24 protein-coding genes and 1 pseudogene are annotated in these 24571 nt (G+C 71.2%); 11 read left to right on the top strand and 14 right to left on the bottom strand.

Annotation, left to right across the window (positions count from 1 at the left end):
- Positions 1-669 precede the first annotated feature (669 nt).
- Together BMZ92_RS21035 and BMZ92_RS21030 are read left to right on the top strand one after the other, a co-directional pair.
- Complete coding sequence (locus BMZ92_RS21035; RefSeq protein WP_091510376.1) at positions 670-1863, top strand: thiolase family protein; 1194 nt, start codon at positions 670-672, stop codon at positions 1861-1863.
- Entirely contained in the window at positions 1860-3968 is a 2109-nt protein-coding gene (locus BMZ92_RS21030; protein ID WP_091510285.1) for a 3-hydroxyacyl-CoA dehydrogenase NAD-binding domain-containing protein, read from the top strand. The genes BMZ92_RS21035 and BMZ92_RS21030 overlap by 4 nt, the downstream gene beginning before the upstream one ends.
- A gap of 45 nt (positions 3969-4013) precedes the next feature.
- On the opposite strand, the gene map is transcribed toward BMZ92_RS21030, so the two are convergent.
- The 11 genes from map to BMZ92_RS20975 form a co-directional block, all read right to left on the bottom strand.
- Positions 4014-4793, bottom strand: coding sequence for a type I methionyl aminopeptidase (gene map / locus BMZ92_RS21025; protein ID WP_091510284.1), 780 nt, complete (start codon positions 4791-4793; stop codon positions 4014-4016).
- Positions 4794-4867: 74 nt separating this feature from the next.
- Positions 4868-5683: an aldo/keto reductase gene (locus BMZ92_RS21020; protein ID WP_091510281.1), complete on the bottom strand. Its 816-nt coding sequence runs from the start codon at positions 5681-5683 to the stop codon at positions 4868-4870.
- A 26-nt stretch (positions 5684-5709) separates the two neighbouring features.
- Positions 5710-7347 (bottom strand): peroxidase family protein, encoded by a 1638-nt coding sequence (locus tag BMZ92_RS21015; protein WP_091510278.1) that lies wholly within the window; start codon positions 7345-7347, stop codon positions 5710-5712.
- 90 nt (positions 7348-7437) lie between these two features.
- On the bottom strand, positions 7438-8577 hold the full coding sequence (locus BMZ92_RS21010) for a sensor histidine kinase (protein ID WP_245783170.1): 1140 nt from the start codon (positions 8575-8577) through the stop codon (positions 7438-7440).
- Entirely contained in the window at positions 8574-9251 is a 678-nt protein-coding gene (locus tag BMZ92_RS21005; protein WP_177228797.1) for a response regulator transcription factor, read from the bottom strand. Before BMZ92_RS21005 ends, BMZ92_RS21010 begins: the two co-directional genes overlap by 4 nt.
- A 45-nt stretch (positions 9252-9296) precedes the next feature.
- Positions 9297-9980, bottom strand: coding sequence for an anti-sigma factor family protein (locus BMZ92_RS21000; protein WP_245783169.1), 684 nt, complete (start codon positions 9978-9980; stop codon positions 9297-9299).
- Positions 9977-10531, bottom strand: coding sequence for a sigma-70 family RNA polymerase sigma factor (locus tag BMZ92_RS20995; protein WP_091510277.1), 555 nt, complete (start codon positions 10529-10531; stop codon positions 9977-9979). The genes BMZ92_RS21000 and BMZ92_RS20995 overlap by 4 nt, the downstream gene beginning before the upstream one ends.
- Positions 10532-10550: 19 nt before the next feature.
- Positions 10551-11483 carry a hypothetical protein gene (locus tag BMZ92_RS20990; RefSeq protein ID WP_091510274.1) on the bottom strand — a complete coding sequence of 311 codons (933 nt, stop codon included), beginning with the start codon at positions 11481-11483 and terminating at the stop codon, positions 10551-10553.
- A gap of 116 nt (positions 11484-11599) precedes the next feature.
- Positions 11600-13141 carry a DUF1996 domain-containing protein gene (locus BMZ92_RS20985; protein ID WP_091510272.1) on the bottom strand — a complete coding sequence of 514 codons (1542 nt, stop codon included), beginning with the start codon at positions 13139-13141 and terminating at the stop codon, positions 11600-11602.
- 170 nt (positions 13142-13311) lie between these two features.
- Positions 13312-14010, bottom strand: coding sequence for a zf-HC2 domain-containing protein (locus BMZ92_RS20980; protein WP_091510269.1), 699 nt, complete (start codon positions 14008-14010; stop codon positions 13312-13314).
- A gap of 6 nt (positions 14011-14016) precedes the next feature.
- Positions 14017-14565, bottom strand: a complete 549-nt coding sequence (locus tag BMZ92_RS20975) for a sigma-70 family RNA polymerase sigma factor (RefSeq protein ID WP_091510267.1) — start codon at positions 14563-14565, stop codon at positions 14017-14019.
- 245 nt (positions 14566-14810) lie between these two features.
- Here BMZ92_RS20975 and BMZ92_RS20970 point away from each other — a divergent pair, with 245 nt between their 5' ends.
- From BMZ92_RS20970 to BMZ92_RS20950, 7 genes and pseudogenes are all read left to right on the top strand, one after another.
- On the top strand, positions 14811-15347 hold the full coding sequence (locus tag BMZ92_RS20970; protein ID WP_091510265.1) for a hypothetical protein: 537 nt from the start codon (positions 14811-14813) through the stop codon (positions 15345-15347).
- A pseudogene (locus BMZ92_RS38705) lies at positions 15331-15687 on the top strand (DUF4142 domain-containing protein); the annotation flags it as partial. The gene BMZ92_RS20970 and the pseudogene BMZ92_RS38705, both read left to right, overlap by 17 nt.
- A 76-nt stretch (positions 15688-15763) precedes the next feature.
- Positions 15764-16102, top strand: coding sequence for a hypothetical protein (locus tag BMZ92_RS38230; RefSeq protein WP_245783176.1), 339 nt, complete (start codon positions 15764-15766; stop codon positions 16100-16102).
- 12 nt (positions 16103-16114) lie between these two features.
- On the top strand, positions 16115-16702 hold the full coding sequence (locus BMZ92_RS20960; RefSeq protein WP_177228796.1) for a ferric reductase-like transmembrane domain-containing protein: 588 nt from the start codon (positions 16115-16117) through the stop codon (positions 16700-16702).
- Positions 16699-16926 (top strand): ferredoxin, encoded by a 228-nt coding sequence (locus BMZ92_RS37465; RefSeq protein ID WP_177228795.1) that lies wholly within the window; start codon positions 16699-16701, stop codon positions 16924-16926. Before BMZ92_RS20960 ends, BMZ92_RS37465 begins: the two co-directional genes overlap by 4 nt.
- Entirely contained in the window at positions 16919-18175 is a 1257-nt protein-coding gene (locus tag BMZ92_RS20955) for an NAD(P)/FAD-dependent oxidoreductase (protein WP_091510263.1), read from the top strand. The genes BMZ92_RS37465 and BMZ92_RS20955 overlap by 8 nt, the downstream gene beginning before the upstream one ends.
- A 1-nt stretch (position 18176) precedes the next feature.
- The gene (locus BMZ92_RS20950) at positions 18177-18428 is read left to right on the top strand and encodes a helix-turn-helix domain-containing protein (protein ID WP_091510248.1); all 252 of its coding nucleotides are present in this window, start codon (positions 18177-18179) and stop codon (positions 18426-18428) included.
- A gap of 2 nt (positions 18429-18430) precedes the next feature.
- Here BMZ92_RS20950 and BMZ92_RS37460 read toward each other — a convergent pair whose 3' ends face one another.
- The gene (locus BMZ92_RS37460) at positions 18431-19876 is read right to left on the bottom strand and encodes a PucR family transcriptional regulator (RefSeq protein WP_177228794.1); all 1446 of its coding nucleotides are present in this window, start codon (positions 19874-19876) and stop codon (positions 18431-18433) included.
- Between the two features lie 101 nt (positions 19877-19977).
- On the opposite strand from BMZ92_RS37460, the gene BMZ92_RS20935 reads away from it, so the two are divergent.
- Both BMZ92_RS20935 and speB read left to right on the top strand, forming a co-directional pair.
- Positions 19978-21414: a sodium:solute symporter family protein gene (locus tag BMZ92_RS20935; protein ID WP_091510246.1), complete on the top strand. Its 1437-nt coding sequence runs from the start codon at positions 19978-19980 to the stop codon at positions 21412-21414.
- Positions 21411-22343 carry an agmatinase gene (gene speB / locus BMZ92_RS20930; RefSeq protein ID WP_177228793.1) on the top strand — a complete coding sequence of 311 codons (933 nt, stop codon included), beginning with the start codon at positions 21411-21413 and terminating at the stop codon, positions 22341-22343. Before BMZ92_RS20935 ends, speB begins: the two co-directional genes overlap by 4 nt.
- On the opposite strand, the gene BMZ92_RS20925 is transcribed toward speB, so the two are convergent.
- Positions 22321-23784, bottom strand: a complete 1464-nt coding sequence (locus BMZ92_RS20925) for an MFS transporter (protein WP_218153512.1) — start codon at positions 23782-23784, stop codon at positions 22321-22323. The two genes, speB and BMZ92_RS20925, sit on opposite strands and share 23 nt — an antisense overlap.
- Positions 23781-24512: an SDR family NAD(P)-dependent oxidoreductase gene (locus BMZ92_RS20920; protein WP_091510242.1), complete on the bottom strand. Its 732-nt coding sequence runs from the start codon at positions 24510-24512 to the stop codon at positions 23781-23783. The genes BMZ92_RS20925 and BMZ92_RS20920 overlap by 4 nt, the downstream gene beginning before the upstream one ends.
- Positions 24513-24571: the final 59 nt, after the last annotated feature.

The raw sequence follows: 24571 nt of genomic DNA, 5'->3' as shown, positions 1-24571 counted from the left end.
AGGCGCCGCTGGGAAGCTGCGGCCACCCGGCATGCGCCAAGCAGTGAGCCATTCCAGCGCCGAGCGCGACCCGGCGAGAGGCCAGATTCGCGAGGGCGGTGGCGCCATGCCGACGCCACAACCGGCACATGCGAAGCGGTGGACCGCGCGGCGAGAGGCCGCGTTCCCGAGGGGCGTGGCGAAGGCCCAGCACGGGGCGCCGCTCAGGTGACCGCCGCCGTTGGCGGCGCTCCATGGCCAGGCGCCGTGCCTCGCGCGGGCGCGAGAGGTGGCATTCGCGAGGCCGCGAGTGGCTCCCGGAGCCGTGCGCAGCCGCCCCGCCTATCGCAGCCGTCCCGCCGCCCCTGTCACCCGCTGCCCTCCCGCCCATCGCCGCCGCCCTGCCCATCGGAGCCGCCCCGCCGTCAGCGCCCCGCCGCCAGCCGCCCCGCCCATCGCAGCTGCCCTCCCGCCAGCGCCCCCGCCCCCAGCGCCCTCGCCGCCAGCCACCCTCCCGCCAGCGCCCCGCCGCCAGCCGCCGCGTCCCCGGGAGTGGTGTGTCCCACTCGACCGGACCACGCCCCTGGTTACCCGTGGGTAACAAGGGCTATGGTGCGGATGTACATCCTTCACCTCTTTCCGTGAGGAGCAACCGTGGCCGCAACACCCCTGGCGCCGACCGCGCGGGCGGTGCGCACCGTGGCCTTCGTCGACGGGGTCCGCACCCCGTTCGGCAAGGCGGGCGAAAAGGGCATCTACGCCAACACCCGGGCCGATGACCTCGTGGTCAAGGTCATCCGCGAGCTGCTGCGCCGGCACCCCGAGCTGCCGCCCGAACGCGTCGACGACGTCGCCATCGCCGCCACCACCCAGACCGGTGACCAGGGCCTGACGATCGGCCGCACCGCCGCGCTGCTGGCCGGCCTGCCCAAGTCCGTCCCCGGCTTCGCGATCGACCGCATGTGCGCCGGCGCGATGACCGCGGTCACCTCCGTCGCGGGCGGCATCGGCTTCGGCGCCTACGACATCGCCATCGCGGGCGGCGTCGAGCACATGGGCCGCCACCCGATGGGCGAGGGCGTGGACCCCAACCCGCGCATCATCGCCGACAAGCTGGTCGACCCCACCGCACTCGTGATGGGCCAGACCGCCGAGAACGTGCACGACCGCTTCCCGGCGATCACCAAGCAGCGCGCCGACGAGTACGCCGCGCAGAGCCAGGAGCGCTACGCCGAAGCCGTCAAGACCGGCAAGATCGGCCCCGAGCTGGTGCCGGTCGCGATCCGCAACCCGGAGCTCGGCTGGGGCCTGGCCACCGAGGACGAGCCGCCCCGCCCCGGCACCACCGTGGAACAGCTGGCGAAGCTCAAGACCCCGTTCCGCCCGCACGGCCGCGTCACCGCGGGCAACGCCGCGGGCCTCAACGACGGCGCGACCGGTGCCATCCTCGCCGACGAGGACACCGCCCGCGAGCTGGGCCTGCCCGTCGGCATGCGGCTGGTCGGCTACTCCTTCGCCGGGGTCGAGCCCGAGGTGATGGGCATCGGCCCGGTGCCCGCCACCGAGAAGCTGCTCGCCCGCACTGGTCTGTCCATTTCAGACATCGGCCTGTTCGAGATCAACGAGGCCTTCGCCGTGCAGGTGCTCGCCTTCCTCGACCACTTCGGCATCGACCAGACCGACACCCGCGTCAACCCGTGGGGCGGCGCCATCGCGTGCGGCCACCCGCTCGCGTCCTCCGGCGTCCGGCTGATGACGCAGCTCTCGCGCCAGTTCGCCGAGCACCCCGAGGTCCGCTACGGCCTGACCACGATGTGCATCGGTATCGGCATGGGCGGTTCCGTGCTCTGGGAGAACCCGAACTACGACGGGAGCGACAAGTGACTTTCACGGCAGAACAAGCGAAAGCCGCGTTCCCCGACGAGGTCGTGACGAAGGCCGTCACGCGGCTGGTGCGCGTACCGGGGTTGGACAAGCCCGTCGCGCTGATCACCCTCGACAACGGCCACGACCACACGCGGCCGTCCACCTTCGGGCCGCAGGGCCTGGCGAGCCTGAACGCCGCGCTGGACGAGGCGTTCGCCGCCGAGCCCGCCGCGATCGCGGTCACCGGCAAGCCGTTCATCTTCGCCGTCGGCGCGGACCTGTCCGGCGTGGAAGCGGTTTCCGACCCGGCGCTGGCGCGGGAGATCGCCGAGACCGGGCACACCGTGTTCCGCCGCCTGACGGACTCGAAGATCCCGACGTTCGCCTTCGTCAACGGCGCGGTCATGGGCGGTGGCCTGGAGCTGGCGCTGTCCTGCCACTACCGCACGCTGTCGGAGAACACCGCGGCCATCTCGTTCCCCGAGGTGTTCCTCGGCCTGTTCCCGGGCTGGGGCGGCACGCAGCTGCTGCCGAACCTCGTCGGACCCGACGCCGCGGTCACGGTGATCATCGAGAACGCCCTGAACCAGAACAAGATGCTCAACGTGGCCAAGGCCGCGGAGCTGGGCATTGTGGACGAGGTGCTGGGCTCGGCGGACTTCCTCGAGCAGTCGCTGGCGTGGCTGGCCGAGGTCGTCAACGGCGAGGTCACCGTGCAGCGCCGCGAGATCGACCGCGGCGAGGCCTGGGACAACGCGATCGCCCGCGCACGGTCCATTGTGGACGGCAAGACGCACGGCGCGTCGCCGGGTGCGGCGAAGGCCGTGGAGCTGCTGGAGCTGGCGCGGAACAACGACCTCGACGCGGGCTACGCCGCCGAGACCGACGCGCTCGCCGAGCTGCTGCTCGACGACACGCTGCGGGCGGGGCTGTACTCGTTCAACCTGGTCAACAAGCGCGCGAAGCGGCCGGCCGGGGCGCCGGACAAGTCGCTGGCGCGCAAGGTGGGCAAGGTCGGCGTCGTCGGTGCCGGTCTGATGGCCTCGCAGCTGGCGCTGCTGTTCGTGCGACGGCTGAAGGTGCCGGTCGTGCTCACCGACGTGGACCAGGCGCGCATCGACAAGGGTGTGTCCTATGTGCACGGTGAGGTGGATAAGCTTCAAGCCAAGCTTCGTATTTCGCCGGACGAGGCGAACCGGCTGAAGGCTCTGGTGTCCGGCTCGCTGGACAAGGCGGCCTTCGCCGACGCGGACTTCGTGATCGAGGCCGTGTTCGAGGAGATGGGCGTCAAGCAGCAGGTGTTCGGCGAGCTGGAGTCCTACGTCTCGCCGGAGGCCATCCTCGCGACCAACACCTCGTCGCTGTCGGTGAGCGAGATGGCGTCGAAGCTGCAGCACCCCGAGCGGGTCGTCGGCTTCCACTTCTTCAACCCGGTCGCGGTGCTGCCGCTGCTGGAGATCGTGCGTGGCGAGAAGACCGACGACGCGTCGCTCGCGACGGCGTTCGCGCTGGGCAAGCAGCTGAAGAAGTCCAGCGTGCTGGTCAAGGACGCGCCGGCGTTCGTGGTGAACCGGCTGCTGCTGCGCTTCCTCGGCGAGGTGCTGACGGCGATCGACGAGGGCACGCCGTTCGACGTGGCCGACCACGCGCTCGACCCGCTGGGCCTGCCGATGTCGCCGCTGGTGCTCACGCAGCTCGTCGGCCCGGCGATCGCGCTGCACGTGGGCGAGACGCTGCACGCGGCGTTCCCCGACCGGTTCGGCGTCAGCGAGAACCTCAAGCGGTTCGTCGACTCCGGCAAGACCGCGGTGTGGCAGTGGGATTCGTCGGGCAAGCAGACCGTCGACCCGGAGGTCGCCGCGCTGTGGCAGCAAGGCGACAAGCCGTCGACCGCCGAGGAGGTGCGCGAGCGCGCGCTGTCGGCGATCGCCGAGGAGATCCGCATCATGCTCGACGAGGGCGTGGTCGCGGAGGCGCAGGACATCGACCTGTGCCTGATCCTCGGGGCGGGCTGGCCGTTCTGGCTCGGCGGCATCACGCCGTACCTGGACCGGACGGGCATCTCGACGAAGGTCAACGGCAAGCCGTTCCTGGCGCCCGGCGTCGCCTCGGTGCCGGCGTAGGTTCCTGGCGGCGGAGGGCCACCCCAGGCCCTCCGCCGCACCGGATCAACTGTCCTCTGTGGACCGGCGGGTGAGCACCAGCGGACCGTCCTCGGTGATGGCGACCGTGTGCTCCGAGTGGGCCGTGCGCGAGCCGTCCGCCGAGCGGATCGTCCAGCCGTCCGGGTCGTAGACGATGCGGTCCGTCGTGCGGGCGAACCACGGTTCCAGCGCGAGCGTCAGCCCCGGGCGGAGCTTCATCCCGCGGCCCGGCTGCCCCTTGTTCGACACGTGCAGGTCCTCGTGCATGGTGCGGCCGATGCCGTGCCCGCCGAACTCCGTGTTGACCGGGTAGCCGTAGTCGTGGGCGACCGTCCAGATCGCCGCCGAGATGTCCCCGATGCGGTTGCCCGGCCGCGCCGCCTCGATGCCGGCCTCCAGTGCCTCCTCGGTCGCGCGGATGAGCCGCAGGTCCTCCTCCGCGGGGGTGCCGACGATGACCGTCCGGGCCGAGTCCGCGGCCCAGCCGTCGATCGTGACCGCGAGGTCCGCGGTGAGCACGTCGCCGTCGCGCAGCGTGTAGTCGTGGGGCAGGCCGTGCAGCACCGCGTCGTTGACCGAAAGGCAGATGACGTTGCGGAACGGGCCCTTGCCGAACGAGGGCGCGTAGTCCCAGTAGCACGACTCGGCCCCGCGCCGCTTGATCATGCCGCGCACGTGGTGCTCCAGGTCCAGCAGGTTGACGCCCACGTCGGCGAGCCTGCCGACCTCGGTGAGCACCTCGGCGACGAAACGCCCCGTCACGTGCATGCGCTCGATCTCGGCGGGCGTCTTCAGTTCAATCACGAATACCTCGCGTCGCAGGATGGTCGGTATAGTTATACCGCCAGCCTAGCACCTCGCCGGTATAGTAATACGCCCTACGTGTCCTCCGGGTCGGCGCCCGTGCGGCCGCCGGACTCCAGGGTGGCGATCGCGGCGATGTCCTGCGCGTCCAGCTCGAAGTCGAAGATGTCGATGTTCTCGCGGATGCGCTGGGGGTTCACGGACTTCGGGATCGCCACGAGGTCCATCTCGATGTGCCACCGCAGCACGACCTGCGCCGGCGTCCGGCCGTGCTTGCGGGCGATCGTGGTGAGGATGTCGTGCTCCAGCATCCGGCCCCGCGCCAGCGGGCTCCACGACTCGGTCACGATGCCGTGCTCGGCGTGGAACCCGCGCAGCTGCGCCTGCTGCAGGTGCGGGTGCAGCTCGACCTGGTTGACCGCGGGCACGACCTCCGCCTCGTCGAGCAGCCGCCGCAGGTGCGGGATCGCGAAGTTCGACACGCCGATCGCCCGCGCCCGGCCGTCGGCGAGGATCTTCTCCAGCGCACGCCACGTCTCGACGTAGAGGTCCTGGCTGGGCACCGGCCAGTGGATCAGGTACAGGTCCACGTAGTCCAGGCCCAGCTGCCGCAGGCTCCCGTCGAACGCCTTCAGCGCCCGCTCGTAGCCGTGCTCGGTGTTCCACAGCTTCGTGGTGACGAACAGCTCCTCGCGCGGCAGCCCGCTGGACTTCACGGCAGCGCCGACGCCGCGCTCGTTGTGGTACAGCGTCGCGGTGTCGATGCTGCGGTACCCGGCCTCGATCGCGGTGTGCACCGCCTGTTCGACCTCGTCGTCCGGGATCTTGTACACCCCGAAACCGAGGCTGGGCATCTCGACGTCGTTGTTCAACCGCTTCGCAGGAACCATTACTGCACGATAACTCCCCTGGACGATCAGGGCTTGTCGCCGAGGGGGTTCAGGTTCTCCAGCTTCCCGTCGGCCGCCACGAGCAGCAGGTCCGCCATCGTGAACTTCTCCCCGCGGCCCAGCCACGGCCGCCACTCCGGGTCACGCACGATCGAATACCGGCTGGCCTCCATGCAGCGGTGGAACACCTCGGCGACGATGCGCCCGCCGACGCCGTTGAGGTGCCCGTCGTTCACCTCCGCCTCCCGCAGCACGTAGAACCACAGCGGGGTGTTCTCGACGAGCTGGTTCATCAGCTCCCGGGGCAGCTGCCCGAGGTCCGCGCCGCCCTTGCCGGTGCGGACCTGGTCGGCGGTCAGCGGCTGCTCCCCCATCAGCTCGGCCATCTGCTGCCCGGTCGCGAGCTCGACCATGTTGGCGCGCAACAGGTTCCGGTACGCGAGGTTGCGCTGCACGTCGTCCTGCGCGAGCCCCTGCTCGATCCCCGCGAAGGACCCCGCCGGCAGCGCGTGGAGCGGGTTGGCCAGCAGCGTGTCGATGCGGCGCGCCATGTTCACGCCCGGCCCGTGGAAGGGCTCGTCGAACTCCGAGAAGTCGAACAACCGCCGCCAGTCCACGATCCAGTTCGTCGGCAGGCGCAGGTTGTCCCCGAAGTTCGGCTCGTCGAGGTCGGCCGGGTCGTTCGTGAAGCTGAGCGTGCCGGACGTGCCGCTGAACACGAACAGCAGGAACAACGTGCCCTGCAGGTTCGGCGGCGAGTCGAACACGCGGTTCCACAGGTAGGCGTCGCGGATCATGCTGTGCCCCAGGCGGAACGCGGCGACCGAGAACTCCACCGGCATGGTCGCGGGCCCGCCGGCGGTCGTCGGCTCGAAGAACTTCCTGCCGTGCGCGTACACGTCCTCCACCACAACGGGCTTGACGATCTTGGGCAGGTAGTCGTGGCGCAGCACCCACTGGTAGTGCCGCACGACCTCCTCACGCGCCCGGTCGAACAGCAGCGCACTCGGCACGCTCTGCGCCGCCAGCCGGTCCACCACGCGGTTGTGGAAGTTGATGAACGCCACGTGGGTCTGGGCGACCGCGAGGTTCTCGTCGTTGCGGGCGTCGGGGATCAGCGCCGCGCGCTCGTCCCGCTTGGTCGGGCCGCTGCCGGCGCGCGGCAGGTCGAACCCGGTGCGGTTGACGTTCACCCCGGCGTCGTCGCCCGGCACGAGCGCGGTGGTGCCGATGCGCAGCTTGATGCCGTCGGGCTGGTAGAACCGCTTGTCCTCGGGGTGCCGCGGGCCGCGGCCGTAGAGCGAGTCGAGGTCGAACGCCGGGGTGCGGCCCTGCACGAGCTCGTCCACGGTGACGTCCTCGCCGAGCGAGGCGGCGGTGCGGTCCATGGTGAGGTCGTGGTCGACGAACTGGCCGAGGTAGGTGAACCCGGCGGGGATGTCCCCGTCCGGGGAGTCGCTGCGGGCCGTCATCGCCTTCGCCAGCTCCTGCAGCAACGCGGAGTCCAGCCGCGGCCCCTTGCGGGTGGGATCGATGCGGGAGAACCGGAACCGCCGCGGTTCGGCTTCCGGTGCGGGCCACCAGTGGTGCGGCTCGCCGTTGCGGTCGAGACCGAACTCGCCCTCGTTGACGATGTAGTAGGTCTTCTGCGTGTGGCGTCGCATCTCGCCTCCTCCAGTCCGGGTGCGGGCCACGCTGCTCCCACGCGCGGGGCGGGCACACCTCCGAAAGGGCGATACCGGGAAATCGGTGACCTAAGTCCCTGCCGGCAGCAAGACAGTCACCGACAACCCGCCTCCCACAACGGGTTCCGCCGAAACGTGGCCGCCGTGGGCCTCGACGGCCGCGCGCACGATCGACAAGCCGAGCCCGGCACCCGACCGCGCGGTGCGGGCGACGCCCGCCCGCCGGAACGGCTCGAACAACTCGGCGACCGTCGCGGGGTCGACGAGCCCGCCGGAGGACCGCACCCGCAGGGTGGACCAGCGCGGCCCGGTACCGGTGGTGACCTCGATCCAGCCGTGTTCGACGTTGTGCCGCACGGCGTTCTCCAGCAGGTTGCCCGCGATCCGTTCCAGGAGCGCCGGATCACCGTGCACCGGCGCGGGTTCCGTCGCGAAGCGGGCGGAAATCCCGCGCTGGTCGGCCTCCCCGCGCACCGCGCGCCAGGCGCTCGACACGAGCGTCACCAGGTCCGTGGGTTCGTTCACCGCCAGCCCGGCGCCGTCGGTGCGAGCGAGCAGCAGGAGCGAGTTCACCAGCTGCCCGGCGCGTTCGGTCGCGTCGCGGACGACGCCCGCCATCCGGCGCAGCTCGGCGGGATCGGCGTCCGGATCGGACAGCGTGACGTCCAGTTCGGTGCGGATGACCGACAGCGGCGTGCGCAGCTCGTGGCTGGCGTTCGCGACGAAGTGGCGCTGGGCCTCGAACGCGGCCTGCAGCCGGTCGAGCATCGCGTCGAAGGTGTGCGCCAGCTCCGCCAGCTCACCCTTGGAGTCCACGTCGCCGATGCGTTCGCCGAGCGACTCGACGGACAGCCGCCGCGCGGTGCCGGTGATCTCCCGCAGCGGGCGCAGCACCCGCGAGGTGAAGGTCCACGCGAGGATCGCGGTGGCCGCGACGACGCAGAAGAACGCGATCGAGCCGAACAGCAGCACCTTGTCCCGCGCGTGGTCCCGCATGTGCGCGGCCAGCGCGGTGGCGTCCACGTCCACGCCGTCCACGCGCACGGCCGTGCCCGGCGGCAGCTGCGGGACCGCCGCGACGGCGTCCCCGACCAGCGTCCAGGCGAGCCAGAGCAGCACGAGGCTCACGCCGGCGGCCAGCCCGGTCGCGAGCAGCGTGATCCGCGCCCGCAGGCTGTTCACCGGCAGCAGCCCGCCGCGCGGGCTCACCCCTTCGTCGAACCGGCGTCCGGCACCCGGTATCCCGACCCCACCACGGTCTCGATGATGCCAGGCTCCCCCAGCTTCTTGCGCAGGGTCATCACCGTCACGCGCACGGTGGTGGTGAACGGGTCGGCGTTCTCGTCCCACACCCGCTCCAGCAGCTCCTCGCTGCTGACGACCGCGCCCTTGGCCGCCATCAGGACCTCGAGCACGCCGAACTCCTTGCGCGTCAGCTCGACGGGCCCGCTGGCGCGGCGCACGGTGCGGCGGGCCGGGTCCAGCTCCACGTCCCCCGCGGTGAGCAGCGGCGGCGCGGCCGGGGTGGCCCGCCTGCCGAGCGCCCGCACGCGGGCGACCAGCTCGGGGAAGGCGAACGGCTTGGCCAGGTAGTCGTCGGCACCGAGGGACAGCCCCTCGACGCGGTCGGACACCGTGCCGCTGGCGGTCAGCATCAGGACGCGGGTCAGCTCTCCCGAGGCGACGATCTCCTTGCACAGGTCGTCCCCGGACATGCCGGGCAGGTCGCGGTCCAGCAGCACCACGTCGTAACGCGTGACGGTGGCCTTCTCGTGCCCGTCGTCGCCGTTGAGCGCGACGTCCACCGCCATGCCTTCGCGGCGGAGCCCGCGGGCGATGGCGTCCGCGAGCGGCTCTTCGTCCTCGACTACCAGAACTCGCACGTCAACCACCGTGCCACAGATTCCTGAGAGATGTCTGTGGGCGGTTCACAGGCCCACTGTGACGTAGCGCTGGCCCGCGAAGTTCTCCACTTCGACTGCGGTCACGTCGGCGGGCGCGACGAGCGCGGCGCCCGACAGCTTCGTGCCGTCGTGCTCACCGGCCTCCGACACCAGCCAGCTGCCCGCCTCTTCGCGCGTGCCGTCACGGGACACGACGAACAGGCGGCACTTCTGGCCACGCGGGATCCCGGCTACCGACGCGTCGAGCCGGACCCAGCCCGCGGCGGGCTGGACGGACACGCTCATCTTCGCCCCCGTCGCGGCGTCGGTGGCCGACGCGGTCTTCGTGCCCGCGGGCGCGGCGGCCTGCGCGGCACCATTGGGCGCGGTGGTCCGGCCGAGCGCCACCCCACCTCCGGCGAGCGCCACGGCGACCGCGACCGCGGCGACGCCGACGACCGTGCGCCGCTTGCGCAGCTGGGCGCCGCTCTCCTCCCGGACGCGCCGCAGCGTCCGCTGCAGCACCAGGTCCCCGCCCTCGGGCGGGCCGTCGAGCAACGCCTCCGGCGGCAGGTCCGCCAACGCGGCGTGGGCCATCCGCAACTCCGCCAGTTCCGCCTGGCAGCGCCGGCACGAAGCCAGGTGCTGCTCCATCGCACGCATCTCCTGCAGGTCCAGTGCGCCGAGCACGTAAGCACCCAATGCGCGGGATTCGTGCTCGGGAATCACACAGTCACCTCCGAAAAAGCCACTTGCCTGCTCCCGCCGAAAGTCTGCCGCATCGCTCTGAGGGCGTAGTACGACCGCGACTTGACCGTGCCGGGTGGCACGCCGAGGGTCTCCGCCGCCTCCGCGACGCTGCGGCCGCGGAAGTAGATCTCGGTCAGCACGTCCCGGTGCTCCGGCGACAGCCGTTCGAGTGCGTCCAGCACGAGCATCGAGTTCACCACCGAATCGGCGTGGTCGGCCTGCACCGCCGTGGTCACCGGGGTCTCGGCGACCTCCGCCAGGCGGGCGGCCTTCGCGCGGTAGCGGTCGGTGACGATGTTGCGCGTCACCGTCAACAGCCAGCCGCGCACCGACCCCTTGCCGTTGACGAGCGAGTCGGGGTGCCGCCAGGCACGCACCAGTGTCTCCTGGACGACGTCCTCGGCGGCGGCCCTGTCGTTCGTCAGCCGGGTCGCGTAGGCGAGCAGCGCCCGCCCGTGCTCCTCGTAGAGCGATCGGATCAGTGCCTCGTCGGCGACCGCCGCTCGTTTGCGGGCCCAGAGAGCCGGCATCCGGTCACTCCTCGTTCTCTCAGTAGCTCGCGCTCCCCGGATCCGCGCCCGCGGCACCCGAGGAGGAGCTGGTCAGTGGTTTCTTGCCTTCGGCGACCTTGCAGCCGGCCGGTTCGACCTCGAACCAGACGCCGTTGACGCCGTGGCCGTTGGCCTGTCCCGGTGCGGTGTCCTTGGCGTACCGGTAGACGGGCCAGCCGCCCACGGTCACCTGCACGCTGCCGTCGCTGCGGGTGACCTTGCCGACGAGCTTCGGGTCGACGCCGTTGACGGCGACCTCGCCGTTCGCCAGCAGCGGGGGCCACGCGGTCGCGCACGCGCCGTCGCAGTTGGACTTCGACGGCTTCTTGGTGTCCTTCGTGTAGAGGTAGAGCGTCATGCCGTTCTGGTCGGTGAGCACCGTGTCCAGCCCGGGGATGTTCGTGGTGTTGATCGCGGTCTGCCGTTCGGCGCTCGCGGCCTTGCCGCCGCCCGGGGTGAGCGCGTGCCACAGGCCGCCGACGTCCTGGCCTTTGGCCTGGCCCGCCGCGGAGTCCTTGGCGTAGCGGTAGACCGGCCAGCCCTTGACGGTGACCTGCTTGCTGCCGTCGCTGCGGGTCACCGTGCCGACGAGCGCGGGGTCCACGCCCTGCACGTCGACCGAGCCGGTGGCCATCACCGGCGGCCACGCCGTGGCGCAGTCACCGTCGCAAGTGGACGCCGGCGGGTTCGCGGTGTCCTTGTCGAACCGGTAGAGGGTCCTGCCGTTCTCGTCGGTGAGCACCTGGCCGAGCCCGGCCACCTCGGCGGCGACCAGCTTGGTCGTGTTCTGGGCGACCGCCTGGCGCTGCACGACGACGGAGGTCGGGGCGGGGCCCGCGGGCGCCGCGCCGGAACCGGTGGTGGCGCTGCAGGCGCCGAGCAGGCCGAGGCCGGCGACGGCCACGATCGAGAGGACAGGGCGCGCGGTCATGTCTGCTTCTCCTTCGCTGGGGCGGGGTTCCGGGAGGAACCGGCACCCAGCACACGGCTCCCGGTGCGGTCCGGTTCAGCGTTGGAAGCGCTTTCCGGACCGCACCGGGAAACCCGTCACTCCTTGCAGGTACGGCCGGTGTTGATGCAGTTGACCAGGCGCCACATGATGCGCTGCGACATCACGTTGGCGAAGTCGTCGTGGTCGGACAGCGGGTTGTGGTGCTCCTCGGGGAAGGAGTCCACTTTGTACTGACCGGCCAGCTGGACCGCCCGCGGGATGTCGTAGGTCAGCGTGACCCGCAGCTGCGGCACCGCGACGAACCCGCGCTTGCAGCGCCCGTTCGCGTCGGGGAACACGATGTGCGTGCGGTGGTTGGCGCTGTCGATGTTCTTGCCGTCCCAGCAGCTGGGGAAGTCGTGGATCCGCTCGACCTTGCTGCCCTCGGGGCAGATCGGGTACTTGTCGAGGATCCGGTCCTCCATGCCGGTGCAGGTCCACGCCGCACGCGCGTTGGCGGTGCCGTTGGTGCTCTGCTTGGCGTCACCGGTGAGCACGCGCAGGAACTTCGGCATCGCCCGCACCCGGGTCACCGGGCTGCCGCGGAACGTGAGCGAAACGGTGGCGGGGCGCTGGATCTCCCCGTCGTTGCCGGACAGTTCGTTGTTCTCGTCCGGGCCGGGCAGCTGGCTCGCGCTCGTGGAAGCGGCCGCGCTCGACGACGGCGCCGTCGTGCCGCCGCCATTGCCGCCGTTGCCGCCGTTGCCGCCGCGGCCCCGCTTGCGCTGGTTGTCCGCCGCGGCGAGCGTGCCGGCGCCGTCGCTGTTCTGGTCGCCGTTGTCGATGCCGTTGCTGGTGGCGTCCTTGACCCCGCACGTGGCGAGGTCCGCACCCGCGTCCACCTGCTGCCCGGTGGCCTGGCTGATCTTGTCGATGCTGGCCTTGCGCTGGGCCTTCAGCGGTTCGAGCACCTGCGCCTGCGCCTGCGCGTCCTGCTTGTCCGCCAGCTGCTGGTCGGCGGCCGCGGCCTGCTGGTCGAGGTTGCCCAGCTCGCTGTCGACCGTGGCCATCGCCTGGTCCGGCACGTTGTCCAGCTGGCTCGCGACGTCGGGGCAGTCCACGCGCGGGGTCACCGCGTCCTGGGCGGCCTGGTCGCGCTCGGCCTGCACGTCGGCTTCCTCGGCCGACTCGGGCGCGTTGGTCTCCTCGTCCTCGGTGTCGATGCGCACGACCGGCCAGAAGTAGGCGGACTTGTCGCCGTTCTTGCAGGTGGTGCCGCCCGCCAGGAGGCTCTTGTTGTTGGAGTCCGCGTTGGTGGTCAGGTTGCCGACGTAGTCGTGCAGGTGTTGGGCGCCGTTGCGGACGCCGGGCTGGGCGATGAAGTTGTCCGGGTTGAAGTGCTGGTTCTCGTTCTTGCCGCAGTCCACCGTGAACGTCCCGGTGGACGCGCCGCGCTGCGGTCTCGGCGTCTTCACGTTGGGCGCCACGGTGGTGATGTCCACGAAGAACGCCTTGTCCACCGCGTCCGCGTTCGCGGAACCGGCGTCACCTGCGGTGGTCGCGACGACGATGCCGCTGACCGCGAGCGCGGCGCCGAGCAGCCCGGTCGCGATCTTGGTTCTGCGACTGACGCGATGTCGGCCTTCAGTGCGGGCCATGAACTACTCCTCGTTCGGGTCGGGACCCCGGGGCGCGCGTGCGTGGGCAGCACCCAGGGCAACAGCGGGAAATGAAGTGGTGACGGAGAAGGCCCCCGAGGCCCGTCACTGGGAGATACGGATGGGGGGCTCAAGTAGTTCAAACGCGACCTGGCCGTTATCTTCCCTGGTCAGCGCGGGATGGTCGCGAGCAGCTCGCCCTCAGTGGTGCGGATCTCGAACCGGGCGATCTCGGCGGGCGACATGCCGGTGCCGCCGGAGATCCGCAGCGGATCAGCGCTGCCGGTCGCGGGCACGGTCCAGGTGGCGACGACCTGTTCGGTGCCGGCCCACGGCACGGCGACCAGCTGGCAGGTCTTGGGCCCGGAGGCACCGCCGAGTTCGAGGTCGACGTTCGAACCCCACGGCGTCGGTTGCACGATCACCTGCGCCTGCAACGACTTCCCGGTCTCACTGCCCACGAACATGCTCGCCGTGCCCGGCGGCGCCTGGGTGCTCGCGGCGACCGGCGCGGGCGGGGGCGCCGCCTCGCCGCGGGAGTCCGACGGCAGCAGCGCGAGGGTGAGCAGCGGTCCCGCGATGATGAGCAGCACCGCGGCCACCGTGGCGATGCGCGTGATGATGCGGCTCCGGCGGCGCAGCCTGGCCAGCTCGTCGAACATGCCGCCCAGCGGGCGGGGCTGCGGGATCGGCGGGTCCGGCCAGTACTTGCCGACCTCGGCGAGGATCTCCGGCAGGTCGTAGAACTCGAGCAGGTCGAGCTGGCAGTGCGGGCAGTCGAGCAGGTGGGCCTCGAAGACCGCGCTCTCGGCTTCGTCGAGAACGCCGAGGACGTAGGCGGCGATGTCGGTGTGCGCTACCCCTCCCACCTCACGTCACCCCCGATCTCGTAAGGCCCGCCGTAGCGCGCGTACCGCGTGGTAGATGCGCGACTTGACCGTACCCGGGGGGATGCCGAGCGAGGCCGCGACCTCGTTCACCGTCCGGTCCCGGATGTAGGTCTGCAGCACGGCTTCCCGCTGTTCCGGCGATAGGTTGCGCAGCGCCTCGTAGACGACCATCGCGGCGAGGGTGCGGTCCGACTCGTCGGGCACGCCGACGGAGTCGGGCTCGGCCTCCTCCACCTCCTGCGGACGGGCCTGCCTGCTGCGCCAGCCGTCGATGACGATGCGGCGGGCCACGGTGTAGAGCCACGCGCGCAGCATCTCCGGCTCGCGGTCGAGCTTGTCGGCGTTGCGCCACGCGCGGATCAGCGTCTCCTGCACGACGTCCTCGGCCCACTGCCGGTCGCCCGCCGTCAAGGTCAGCACGAACGACAGCAGTGGCCGCCCGAACTCCTGGTACAGAGCGGCGGCGAGGTCGTCGGGACCGGCGTCGGCCTCCGGCTCGACGACGGTTCGTGAAGATCGGCTGTGGCGTCCCACGGGCGACATCTTTACGGTGAACCGGGCAGTAGTCCAGTACCAAAAAATTCCTTCACATTCTTTGAACCGGATTCGGGCACCCGCCGTATCCCCCGGCGAAGGCCCCAACGGCGCTGACCCCCGACAGCGCTTTCACTCCACTGTGGACTCCCCCGTCCACAGTGGATTCACCACGTCCGCACGCAGGTCTTTTGCGGGTGGACGTGACCGCCCTGGCCCCCGACAGGGAAGGAAGTCTCTTTGTGATGCAACGAAAACCGAGATCGGCGATCCCGATCGCCGTGGCGGGACTCGCCGTGTTCGCGGTCACCACGGGCTGTGACGTCTCCAGCCCGTACTCCTCCGCCGCAGGTCCCAGCGGCATGGCGACCATGGGCACGAGCGACATCGGCCCCGCGCTGACCGCCGTGCGCGCGTTCGACCTCGGCCAGATCGTCGTGGACGGTGGAGGGTTCACCATCTACCGCTACGACCGCGACAGCGCCAACCCGCCGAAATCCACGTGCACGGGCGCGTGCGCGCAGCAGTGGAAACCCGTGCCCGCCGTCGCCACCGAGCACCTGACCGGACTGGACCAATCCCTCGTCGGCACGCTGACCAGGGACGACGGCACCGACCAGGCCACGCTCGGCGGCTGGCCGCTCTACCGCTACACCAAGGACGAGATGCCGGGTGAGACCGCGGGGCAGGGCATGGCCGGCGCGTGGTTCCCCATCACGCCGCGCGGCGAGAAGGTACTCAAGGCCACCGACCCCGGGCGGTCCGATGCGTTCGGACTCTGACCGGCTCCGGAAACTGCTGGTACTGGTGGTCGTACTGGTGTTGGCCCAATTGGCCGTACCCGCGATCGCCTCGGCACAGACCGCGACGCTCACCGACTCGGACCGGGACCTGCTCAACCGCGTCCGGCAGGCGGGGCTGTGGGAGATGCCCGCCGGCGACATGGCCAGGGTGCGGGCGCAGACCCCGCAGGTGCGCAACGTCGGGCAGACGCTGATGGTCGACCACGGCAGGCTCGACGTGGCCGTGCGCGACCTCGCGGCGAAGTACCGCGTGGTGCTGCCCGACCAGCCGACGCCGGACCAGCAGAGCTGGCTCACCGAGATGCGCACCGCCCCTTCGTCGGCGCAGTTCGAGCGGGTCTTCGCCAACCGGCTGCGTGCCGCGCACGGCGTGATCTTTCCCGATCATCGGCAACGTGCGCGCCGGCACGCGCAACGACGAGATCCGCGCGTTCGCCAACACCGCGAACCAGGTGGTGCTGCGGCACATCACGCTGCTGGAGAGCACCGGGCTCATCGATTTCGACGCCCTGCCGCAGCCGCCCGTCGGGACGACCGCGTCGGCCTCGGCCGCCTCGGCGCTCAACCTCGGGTCCATGGACATCCTCACCAGCGTGGTGCTCGGCCTGCTGGTGTGCGGAGCGACGCTGCTCCTGCTGTGGCTCATCCGCAGTTCCGCGAGAAGAAGACATCGACCAGGAGACGACTATGCAGCCAACCGCACTGCTGAGCGGGAAAAACAGCCCGCGGGGTGAAAGGCGGTCCAGATGACGACGTCCGTTCTTGCTCAGTCGACGACGGACGCCGGGCTGCGCAGCGTCGCGCAGATGTCGGCACGCCTCGCCTACGTGTTCATGTGCCTCACGCTGTGCTGGGGCGTGCTGACCGCCACCGGCTGGGTCCGCAACATCACCGGCCGCAAGGCGTTGCGCGGCAGCCACATGGTGCTGGCGACGCTCACGCTCGCGTTCGGCATCGTGCACGCGGCGGCGTTCCACTTCCTGTCCCTCGGCGCGTTCTCGGTGGTGCAGCTGAGCGTGCCGTTCCTGCCCGGCGGACTCGCCAGGCACGCGTTCGGCATCATCGGGCTGGAACTGATGCTCGCGATCGCGCTGACCGCGAGCACGCACCGGTTCATCGCCTACCGCCGCTGGCTGTGGCTGCACCGGCTGGCCTACCTGGCGATCCCGCTGCTGGCGATCCACTCGTTCTTCGGGGCGATCGCCAACGGGCACCTGTCGGTGCTGTGGCTCGCCGGGATCACGCTGCTGGTGCCGACGTTCACGCTGTCGGTGCTGCGGTTCCTGCCCTCACGCGCGCTCGAGCGCATCGGACTGGTGGAGGAGCTCGTATGAAGACGCTCAACCGCTTCCGCGGCCCGCGGATCAGCGTGGACAACGACCGCTGCGAGGTCTTCGGGATCTGCGTGTGGGAGGCGCCCGGCCTGTTCCAGCTCGACCGCGACGGCAGGCTCCGCTACCGGCGCCAGCTCCAGGAGGAGGACTTCGAGCAGGCCGCCGCGGCGGCCCGCTGCTGCCCGATGCAGGCCATCGTCCTGAGAGGGATGTCTGATGAGTGATGGAGACAGGATCGTCATCGTCGGCGGCGGGGTCGCCGGCCTGCGCGCGGCCGAACGGCTGCGCGAGCTGAACTTCGACGGCGAGATCATCATCGTCGGGGACGAGCGGCGGAAGCCCTACCACCGGCCGATGGTGTCGAAGCAGCTGGTGACCGGCCAGATCCGGCCGATCGACGCCGGCCTGAAGCCCTACGTCGAGCTGGACGCGCACTGGCGGCTGGGCACCCGCGCCACGCACCTGGACACCAACCAGCGCGTCGTGCACCTGCCCGGCAAGGAGGAGCTCTGGTACGACGGGCTGATCATCGCGACCGGTGTCGTGCCGCGGCACCTGCCGGGCGCGCCCCGGCACGACCCGCGCGTGCGGGTGCTGCGGACGGTCGAGGACGCGGTGTCGCTGCGCCGCGCGCTGACCGCCAGCAACAAGCCCGCGGTCGTGATCGGCAGCGGGCTCATCGGCTGCGAGTTCGCCGCGAGCATGCGCACGCTCGGCCGGGACGTCACGCTCGTCGGGCACGCCAAGGCGCCGCTGTACCGGTTCGGCCCGCGCGTCGCGCAGGCGGTGACGGAGACGCACGAGAAGCACCGCGCGGGGCTGGCGATGAACTCCGAGGTGCGGCACTGGATCAGCACGAAGGACGCGTTCGGCCTGCACCTGACCAACAACCAGCTCGTCGTGGCGAGCTGCGTGGTGCTGGCGATCGGCAGCGTGCCCGCGGTCGACTGGCTGCGGGGTTCGGGCCTGGACATCACCGACGGCGTGCTGTGCGACGCGACCCTGTTCGCCGAGGGCGCCGAGGACGTCGTCGTGGCCGGGGACGTCGCGCGCTGGCCCAACCTGCGCTTCGACGAAACGCCCCGGCGCGTCGAGCACTGGATCAACGCGGTGGAGTCCGCACGGGCCGCGGCGGAGAACCTCATGGTGGGCAGGCGGCTCGCGAAGCCGTTCACGCCGCTGCCACGCGCCTGGTCGAGCATCTACGAGCACCGGCTGCAGATGGCCGGCATGCCCGCGCTCGGCGAGGACACCGTGCAGCTGGCCGACGGCGTGACCGGCTTCGTCCGCAACGGGCAGCTGGTCGGCGCGGCGAGCTGGGACCGGCCCCGCGCGATGCTGCAGTGGACCGCCGAACTCGAACGGCGCCTGCCGGTGCCGGAGTACACCCCCGCACCGGAGCCCGAGGGCGTCGACCTCGGCGAAGCGGTCTTCTCCGAAGAGGAGTGGCTGACCGTGGGGCAAGGGGTGTGACATGGCCGAAACCGCGAGCGAGGAGCTGCTGAACGCCGTGCGAGGGCACCGGCTCGCCGAGATCCGCCGCAGCCGCGGCCTGACGCAGCACCACCTCGCCGAGAAGATGGGAGTGACCCAGAGCCACGTGTACGAGATCGAGCGCGGTTCGATCGCGGAGCGGGAAGCGCTTTCCCAGTACGCGAGCGCGCTCGGCGGCAGGCTGCGGCAGACGATCCACTTCGACGACGGGGACATCGCCGTCGTCGAGTGAGATCAGGCCCTGCTGAGGGCGAACCACAACCGCATACGCACCTCGGGATCGGACAGGTCGGCGCCCAGCAGGCGTCCGGCCTGTCCGATCCGGTGTCTGACGCTGTTGCGGTGCACGCCCAGCGCCGCCGCGGTGCGGTCCCAGCCGCCGTGGTGCGCGAGCCACGCGCGAAGGGTGTCGAGCAGCTCCGGGCGGTCCGCGATCGGCGCGAGCGTGCGGACGGCGTAGCTCCTGGCGACCTCTGGTGGGACGATCGCGTCGAAGCCCTCTCCCGCGGTGATCGGCTTGCCCGTCGACCGCGCGCGTTGCAGCAGTGCGGGGATTTCCCTTGCGGCGACGGGAAGTTCGCCGGGTTCTACGGGCCGGGTCGTGACGGCGAGCCAGCCGTGTGCCCGCAGTTCGCCGAGGTCCGGCGCCGTGCTCACGATGGCGGTGAAACCTTCGCTGGTCTCCACGAGCGGGGTGCCGAGCCGGTCACGCAGCCAGCCGATGCCGGGTGCACTCCCTTCCGGCACGCCTGCCACCACCCGGTACTCCCCTGACGGCAGCAACTCCCCCAGCACCCCGTCCGCGTCCGCACGGCCCAGCAACAGCGCGGTCAGCGTCCCGCCCAGCGCCGCCGCTCCCGGCTGGTCGGCCAGCCCCAGCAACGCCGCACCGATGCCGACCACCGCCCGGTCCGTCGCCTCGAACCGCTGCCGCCGTCCCACGACGAGCAGGCGCGACGCCGTTGCCTGCGGGTACACCGGTTGCGCGAGCACGAACTTGCCGTCAGCCAGTTCCGTTGTCGCGCTGCGGATTCCGGTGCCGTCGCGCAGCCGGGCCAGCAATGCGGTCAGCTCAGGCGGGAACGGCAGGGGTGCGCGCACCTCCACGGCCGCGGTGCCGTCGGCGTTCACCAGCGCGACCCAACCCGGCACGCGGTGTGCGAGCCCGCGCGCGACCTCCTCGGGCCCGGCGGACGCGGCGCGGGTAAGCGCTTCCCTGGCTTCCGCGATCCGCCGCTGGTCCCGCTGGCTCGCCTCCGCGAGCGCGACCGCCACCGCCCGGCTGATCGCCAGGAACGGCGTGGTCACCGGGACGACGAGCAACGGCAGGCCGTACCGGGCGCACGCCCGGCGCAGCGTCCGCGGCAGCTCCTCGTGCAGCGGCGGTGTGACGCCGAAACCGAGCGCCGTGATCCCGGCGTCCCGCAGCCCGCGCACGTAGCGCTCGACCTCGCGCTGCTCGTCCGGCAGGTTCACGCCCGCGGTCAGCAGCAGTTCCTCGCCCAGCAGGTACGGCCCCGGCTCACGCAGTTCGCTCACGTGCGCCCAGCGGACGGGCAGGTCGAGCGTGCCGGGACGCAAGGTCTCCCGCACCGGCTCCAGCGCGAGAGCGGGGTCGTCGACCACGGCTCTTAACGGGACGGTGACATCCGGTTCCATCCGCGGCGGTGTCTTGGCCATTTCAGCCAGAGACTAACCCGGATTGGGATGGTTCGTCCTCTCCTGCACGCCGGGCCCGGAGTCCTACGGTGACCGGAACGGCACGAGGGAAGGAGGCCGGCGTGGGCGGCGACTACGCGGTGATCGGGCTCTACATAGTGGCGATGATCGGGATCGGCTGGTACGGCCTGCGCCTCGCCCGCACCAAGAGCGACTACCTCGTCGCGGGCAGGCGGCTCGGCTGGTTCATGTACTCCGGCACGATGTCGGCCGTCGTGCTCGGCGGCGCGTCCACGATCGGCGGCGTCAAGCTCGGCTACACCTACGGCATCTCCGGTGCCTGGCTCGTGATCACGATCGGGCTCGGCATCCTCGTGCTGCACGCGGTGTTCGCGCGGCGGCTGGTCAAACTCCGCGTCTACACCGTCGGCGAGATGCTCGACCTGCGCTACGGCGGCAGCACGAGCACCATCTCCGGCGTCGTGATGTGGGCCTACGCCCTCATGCTCACCGTCACCTCGACGCTCGCGTTCGCCACGATCTTCAAGGTCCTGCTGGACATCCCGGACGCCGCGGGCATCGCCATCGGCGGCGCGATCGTCGTGCTGTACTCGGTGCTCGGCGGGATGTGGTCGATCACGCTCACCGACATCGCGCAGTTCGTGGTGAAGACGATCGGCATCTTCGCGTTGCTGCTGCCGATCGCGCTGACGTCGGCCGGCGGGTTCGACGGGCTGCGCGAGCGGCTGGACGGCAGCTACTTCTCGTTCACCAGCATCGGCGGCGGCACGATCTTCACCTACGTGCTCATCTACGGTTTCGGCCTGCTCATCGGCCAGGACATCTGGCAGCGCGTGTTCACCGCCCGCACCCCGCGGGTCGCCACGACGGGCGGGATCATCTCCGGCGTCTACTGCCTGCTCTACGGCCTCGCGGGCGCCCTCATCGGCACCGCGGCCAAGGCGCTGTACCCGGACCTGGCCAGCGCGCAGGACGCGTTCGCCACCATCGCCGAGCGCCTGCTGCCCACGGGCGTGCGCGGGCTCGTGCTGGCGGCGGCGCTGTCGGCGCTCATGTCGACCGCGAGCGGCGCGCTCATCGCGTGCTCGACGGTCAGCACCAACGACCTGCTCGCGCGCTTCCGCGCCCGCCCGCTGGGGGTGAACGCGAACCGCGTGGTGACGCTCGTGCTCGGGCTGGTGGCCATCGGCATCGCGATGGTCGTGACCGACGTGGTGGCGGCGCTGACCGTGGCCTACAACCTGCTGGTCGGCGGGCTGCTGGTGGCGATCCTCGGCGCGTTGTTCGTCAGGCGCGGCACCCGCGCGGGCGCGCTCGCGTCGATGGTGACCGGGTCGATCGTGGTGATCGTCTTCATGGTCACGGACGGGCTCGAGGCGAACGAGCCCATCTACTACGGCCTCGGCGCGAGCCTGGTCGCCTACCTCGCCGTCAGCTTCGCGACGCCGCGAACCCCCGCGGACGTGCTGGCGCGCTGGACAGAACGGCTGAGCGGGAAAGCGGCTCAGCCGGAGCGTGAAGGAGTTGCCGCATCATGACTGTCGGTCCCGTCGATTCGTCCCGCGTCCCCCGCTTCGCCGGGTTCGCCACGTTCGCCCGGCTGCCGCGGCTGGACCAGGTCGAGCACGCCGACGTCGCCGTGGTCGGGGTCCCGTTCGACAGCGGCGTGTCGTACCGGCCGGGCGCCCGCTTCGGCCCCGCCGCGCTGCGTGAGGCGAGCCGCCTGCTGCGCCCGTACCACCCCGGTCTGGACGTGGCGCCGTTCGAAGCCGCGCAGGTCGCCGACGCCGGGGACATCGCGGTGAACCCGTTCAACATCGGCGAGGCGATCGAAACCCTGCAGCACGAAGTGGAAGCGCTTTCCGCGGGCGGCACCAAGCTGGTCACCGTCGGCGGCGACCACACCATCGCGCTGCCGCTGCTGCGCGCCGCGGCCAAGAAGCACGGCCCGGTGGCGCTGCTGCACTTCGACGCGCACCTCGACACGTGGGACACCTACTTCGGCGAGCCGTACACGCACGGCACCCCGTTCCGCCGCGCCGTCGAGGAGGGCGTCCTCGACACGAGCGCGGTGTGCCACATCGGCACGCGCGGCCCGCTGTACGGCAAGGCGGACCTCGACGACGACCAGAAGCTCGGCTTCGGCATCGTCACCGCCGCCGACGTCCTGCGGCGCGGCGTCGACGAGACCGTAGACGCGCTGCGCCAGCGGATCGGCGACCGCCCGCTGTACGTCTCCGTGGACATCGACGTGCTCGACCCCGCGCACGCGCCCGGCACCGGCACGCCCGAGGCGGGCGGCCTGACCAGCCGGGAACTACTGGAGATCCTGCGTGGGCTGCGGACGTGCCGGCTCGTCGGCGCGGACGTGGTCGAGCTGGCGCCCGCCTACGACCACGCCGAGATCACCGCGGTGGCGGCGTCCCACGTCGCCTACGACCTGGTCAGCCTGCTCTCCCTGCGCTGACCTGGTATTCGGTCCGCCCAGCGGGTTCGGGCTTGCCGGCTCGCAGGATCAGGCCGCAGGCCACGGCACCACCGGCGAAGATCGCGCTCGAACACCAGAAGGCCACCGTGTAACCGTGGATCGCCGCGTCCACCTGGACGGCCTGGCTGGTGCCGTCCTTGCCGGCCAGGTACCCGGCCAGCGCGGCGGCGGCGAGCGAGTTGAGCAGCGCGGTGCCGATGGAGCCGCCGATCTGCTGGGCGACGTTGACCGTGGCCGAGGCGATGCCGGCGTCCTGCGGCTGGACGCCGGTGGTGCCGGCGTTCATGGCCGGGGCGATGGTGGCACCGACTCCGACGCCGAAGAGCATCAGCGGACCCAGGACGCTCGTGGCGTAGGAGCTGGCGGGGCCGATGCCGGTCAGCCAGGCGAGCGCCCCCGCCGCGATGAGCATGCCGGCCGTGACCGGGAGTTTCGCGCCAAGGCGGGGGTAGAGCTGGGTGGTGCACACTCCTCCGGCGAGCACGAGGGTGGCGACCATGGGCAGGAACGCGAGGCCGGTCACCACCGGCGAATAACGCAGGACCTGCTGCAGGTAGTAGTTCAGGAACAGGAACGCGCCGAACAGGCCGATGCCGCCGATGAAGATCGCCAGGTTGGCGCCGCCGCGCGTGCGGTCGAGGAGGACGCGCGGTGGCAGCAGCGGGTGCGCGGCGCGGGTCTGCCACCAGGCGAACACGGCGAGCAGGACCACGCCTCCGGCGAGGAAGCCCCAGGTGTCCGGGGTGGTCCAGGAGTGTGATTCGACGCTCGCGAAGCCGTAGACGATGCCGAACATCGCCGCGCACGCGATGAGCGTGCCGGGGACGTCCAGCCGCGGCCGGTTCCCGGTCCTGGTCTGGCGCGGGATGAGGGTGGCGGCACCGATCAGGGCGACGAGGCTGATGGCGACGTTGGCGTACAGCGTGAAGCGCCAGTCGAGGAATTCGGTGAGGATGCCGCCGAGCAGCATGCCGACCGCGGCGCCCGAGCCGGAGACGCCGCCGAAAACGGCGAACGCGGTGGCGCGTTCCCCGGCCTGCGTGAAGGTCGTCGAGAGCAGGGAGAGCGCGGCGGGGGCGAGCATCGCGCCTGCCGCGCCCTGCAGCGCGCGGGCGGTGACGAGGACCTCGAAGTCGGGTGCGGCGCCGCCCAGTGCCGAGGCGGCGGCGAAAGCGATCAGGCCGGTCAGGAACATCACCCGCCGTCCGACCAGGTCGCAGACGCGGCCGGACAACAGCAGCAGGCTGCCGAAGGTCAGCGAGTAGGCGGTCACGATCCACTGCCGGTCGCCGACCGAGAAGCCGAGGTCCTGCTGGGCGTGCGGCAGGGCGATGTTCACGATCGTGACATCGAGCACGTCCATCAGCTGGGCCAGGCAGATGACGGCCAGGATCCACCAGCGGTGTGCGGGCCGGGTCAAGACAACGGCTTCCCGTCGCGGAAGAGCCCGCCGCTGGGCCCGTCGGGGCCCAGGGTGGCGGCCCAGACCACGCCTCGCGCGCTTTCCGCAGCGGGCCGGTCGTTGTCGTCGTCGCCGCGTTCGGGGTGGGTGGCGGTGTTGCCGGGCTCGACGGCGTTGACCAGGATCGGGGTGCCGGCCAGGGCGCGGGCGAACACGGCGGTCAGGGTGTTGAGCATGAACTTGGCCATCGAATACGCCGGGGAGCGCAGCGGCGCGCCGAGGTCCAGTCCGGTGGCGATCTGGAGGGCGGCCAGGCTGGAGACGTTCACGATCCGGGCCGCGGGTGCGGCGGTCAGCAGCGGGAACAGCGCCTGGGTCAGTGCCCACGGCCCGATCAGGGAGACCTCCATGGCGGAACGCACCGCGTCCATGTCGGCATCCAGCACGGTCAGGGTTTGGAAGTCGGGCATGGCCGCGGCGTTGTTGATCAGGACGTCGAGGTGGCCGAAGGTCCGGGTGAGGTAGCCGGCGGCCTCGTCCATGCCGGCCCGGTCGGACAGGTCCAGGCGCAGGGCCGTGGCCGCGTACCCGTCCTGGCGCAACCGGGCGGCCAGCGGCTCCGCCGCAGCCCGGTCGCGTGCCGTGAGGACGACGTGGAAGCCCAGCTCGGCGAGCTGGCCGGCCACGGCGAAGCCGAGCCCGGCCGGGCGGCTGACCCCGGTGATCAAAGCGGTCTTGAGAGGCATGGTGCTCCAGTCGGAGAACTAAGTTCGTCAAAGGCGAACATAGTTCTCCGGCGAGAACT

This window comes from Amycolatopsis sacchari, assembly GCF_900114035.1.
Lineage (GTDB): Bacteria > Actinomycetota > Actinomycetes > Mycobacteriales > Pseudonocardiaceae > Amycolatopsis_E > Amycolatopsis_E sacchari.
This window is presented reverse-complemented; position numbering and strand designations above follow the sequence as displayed.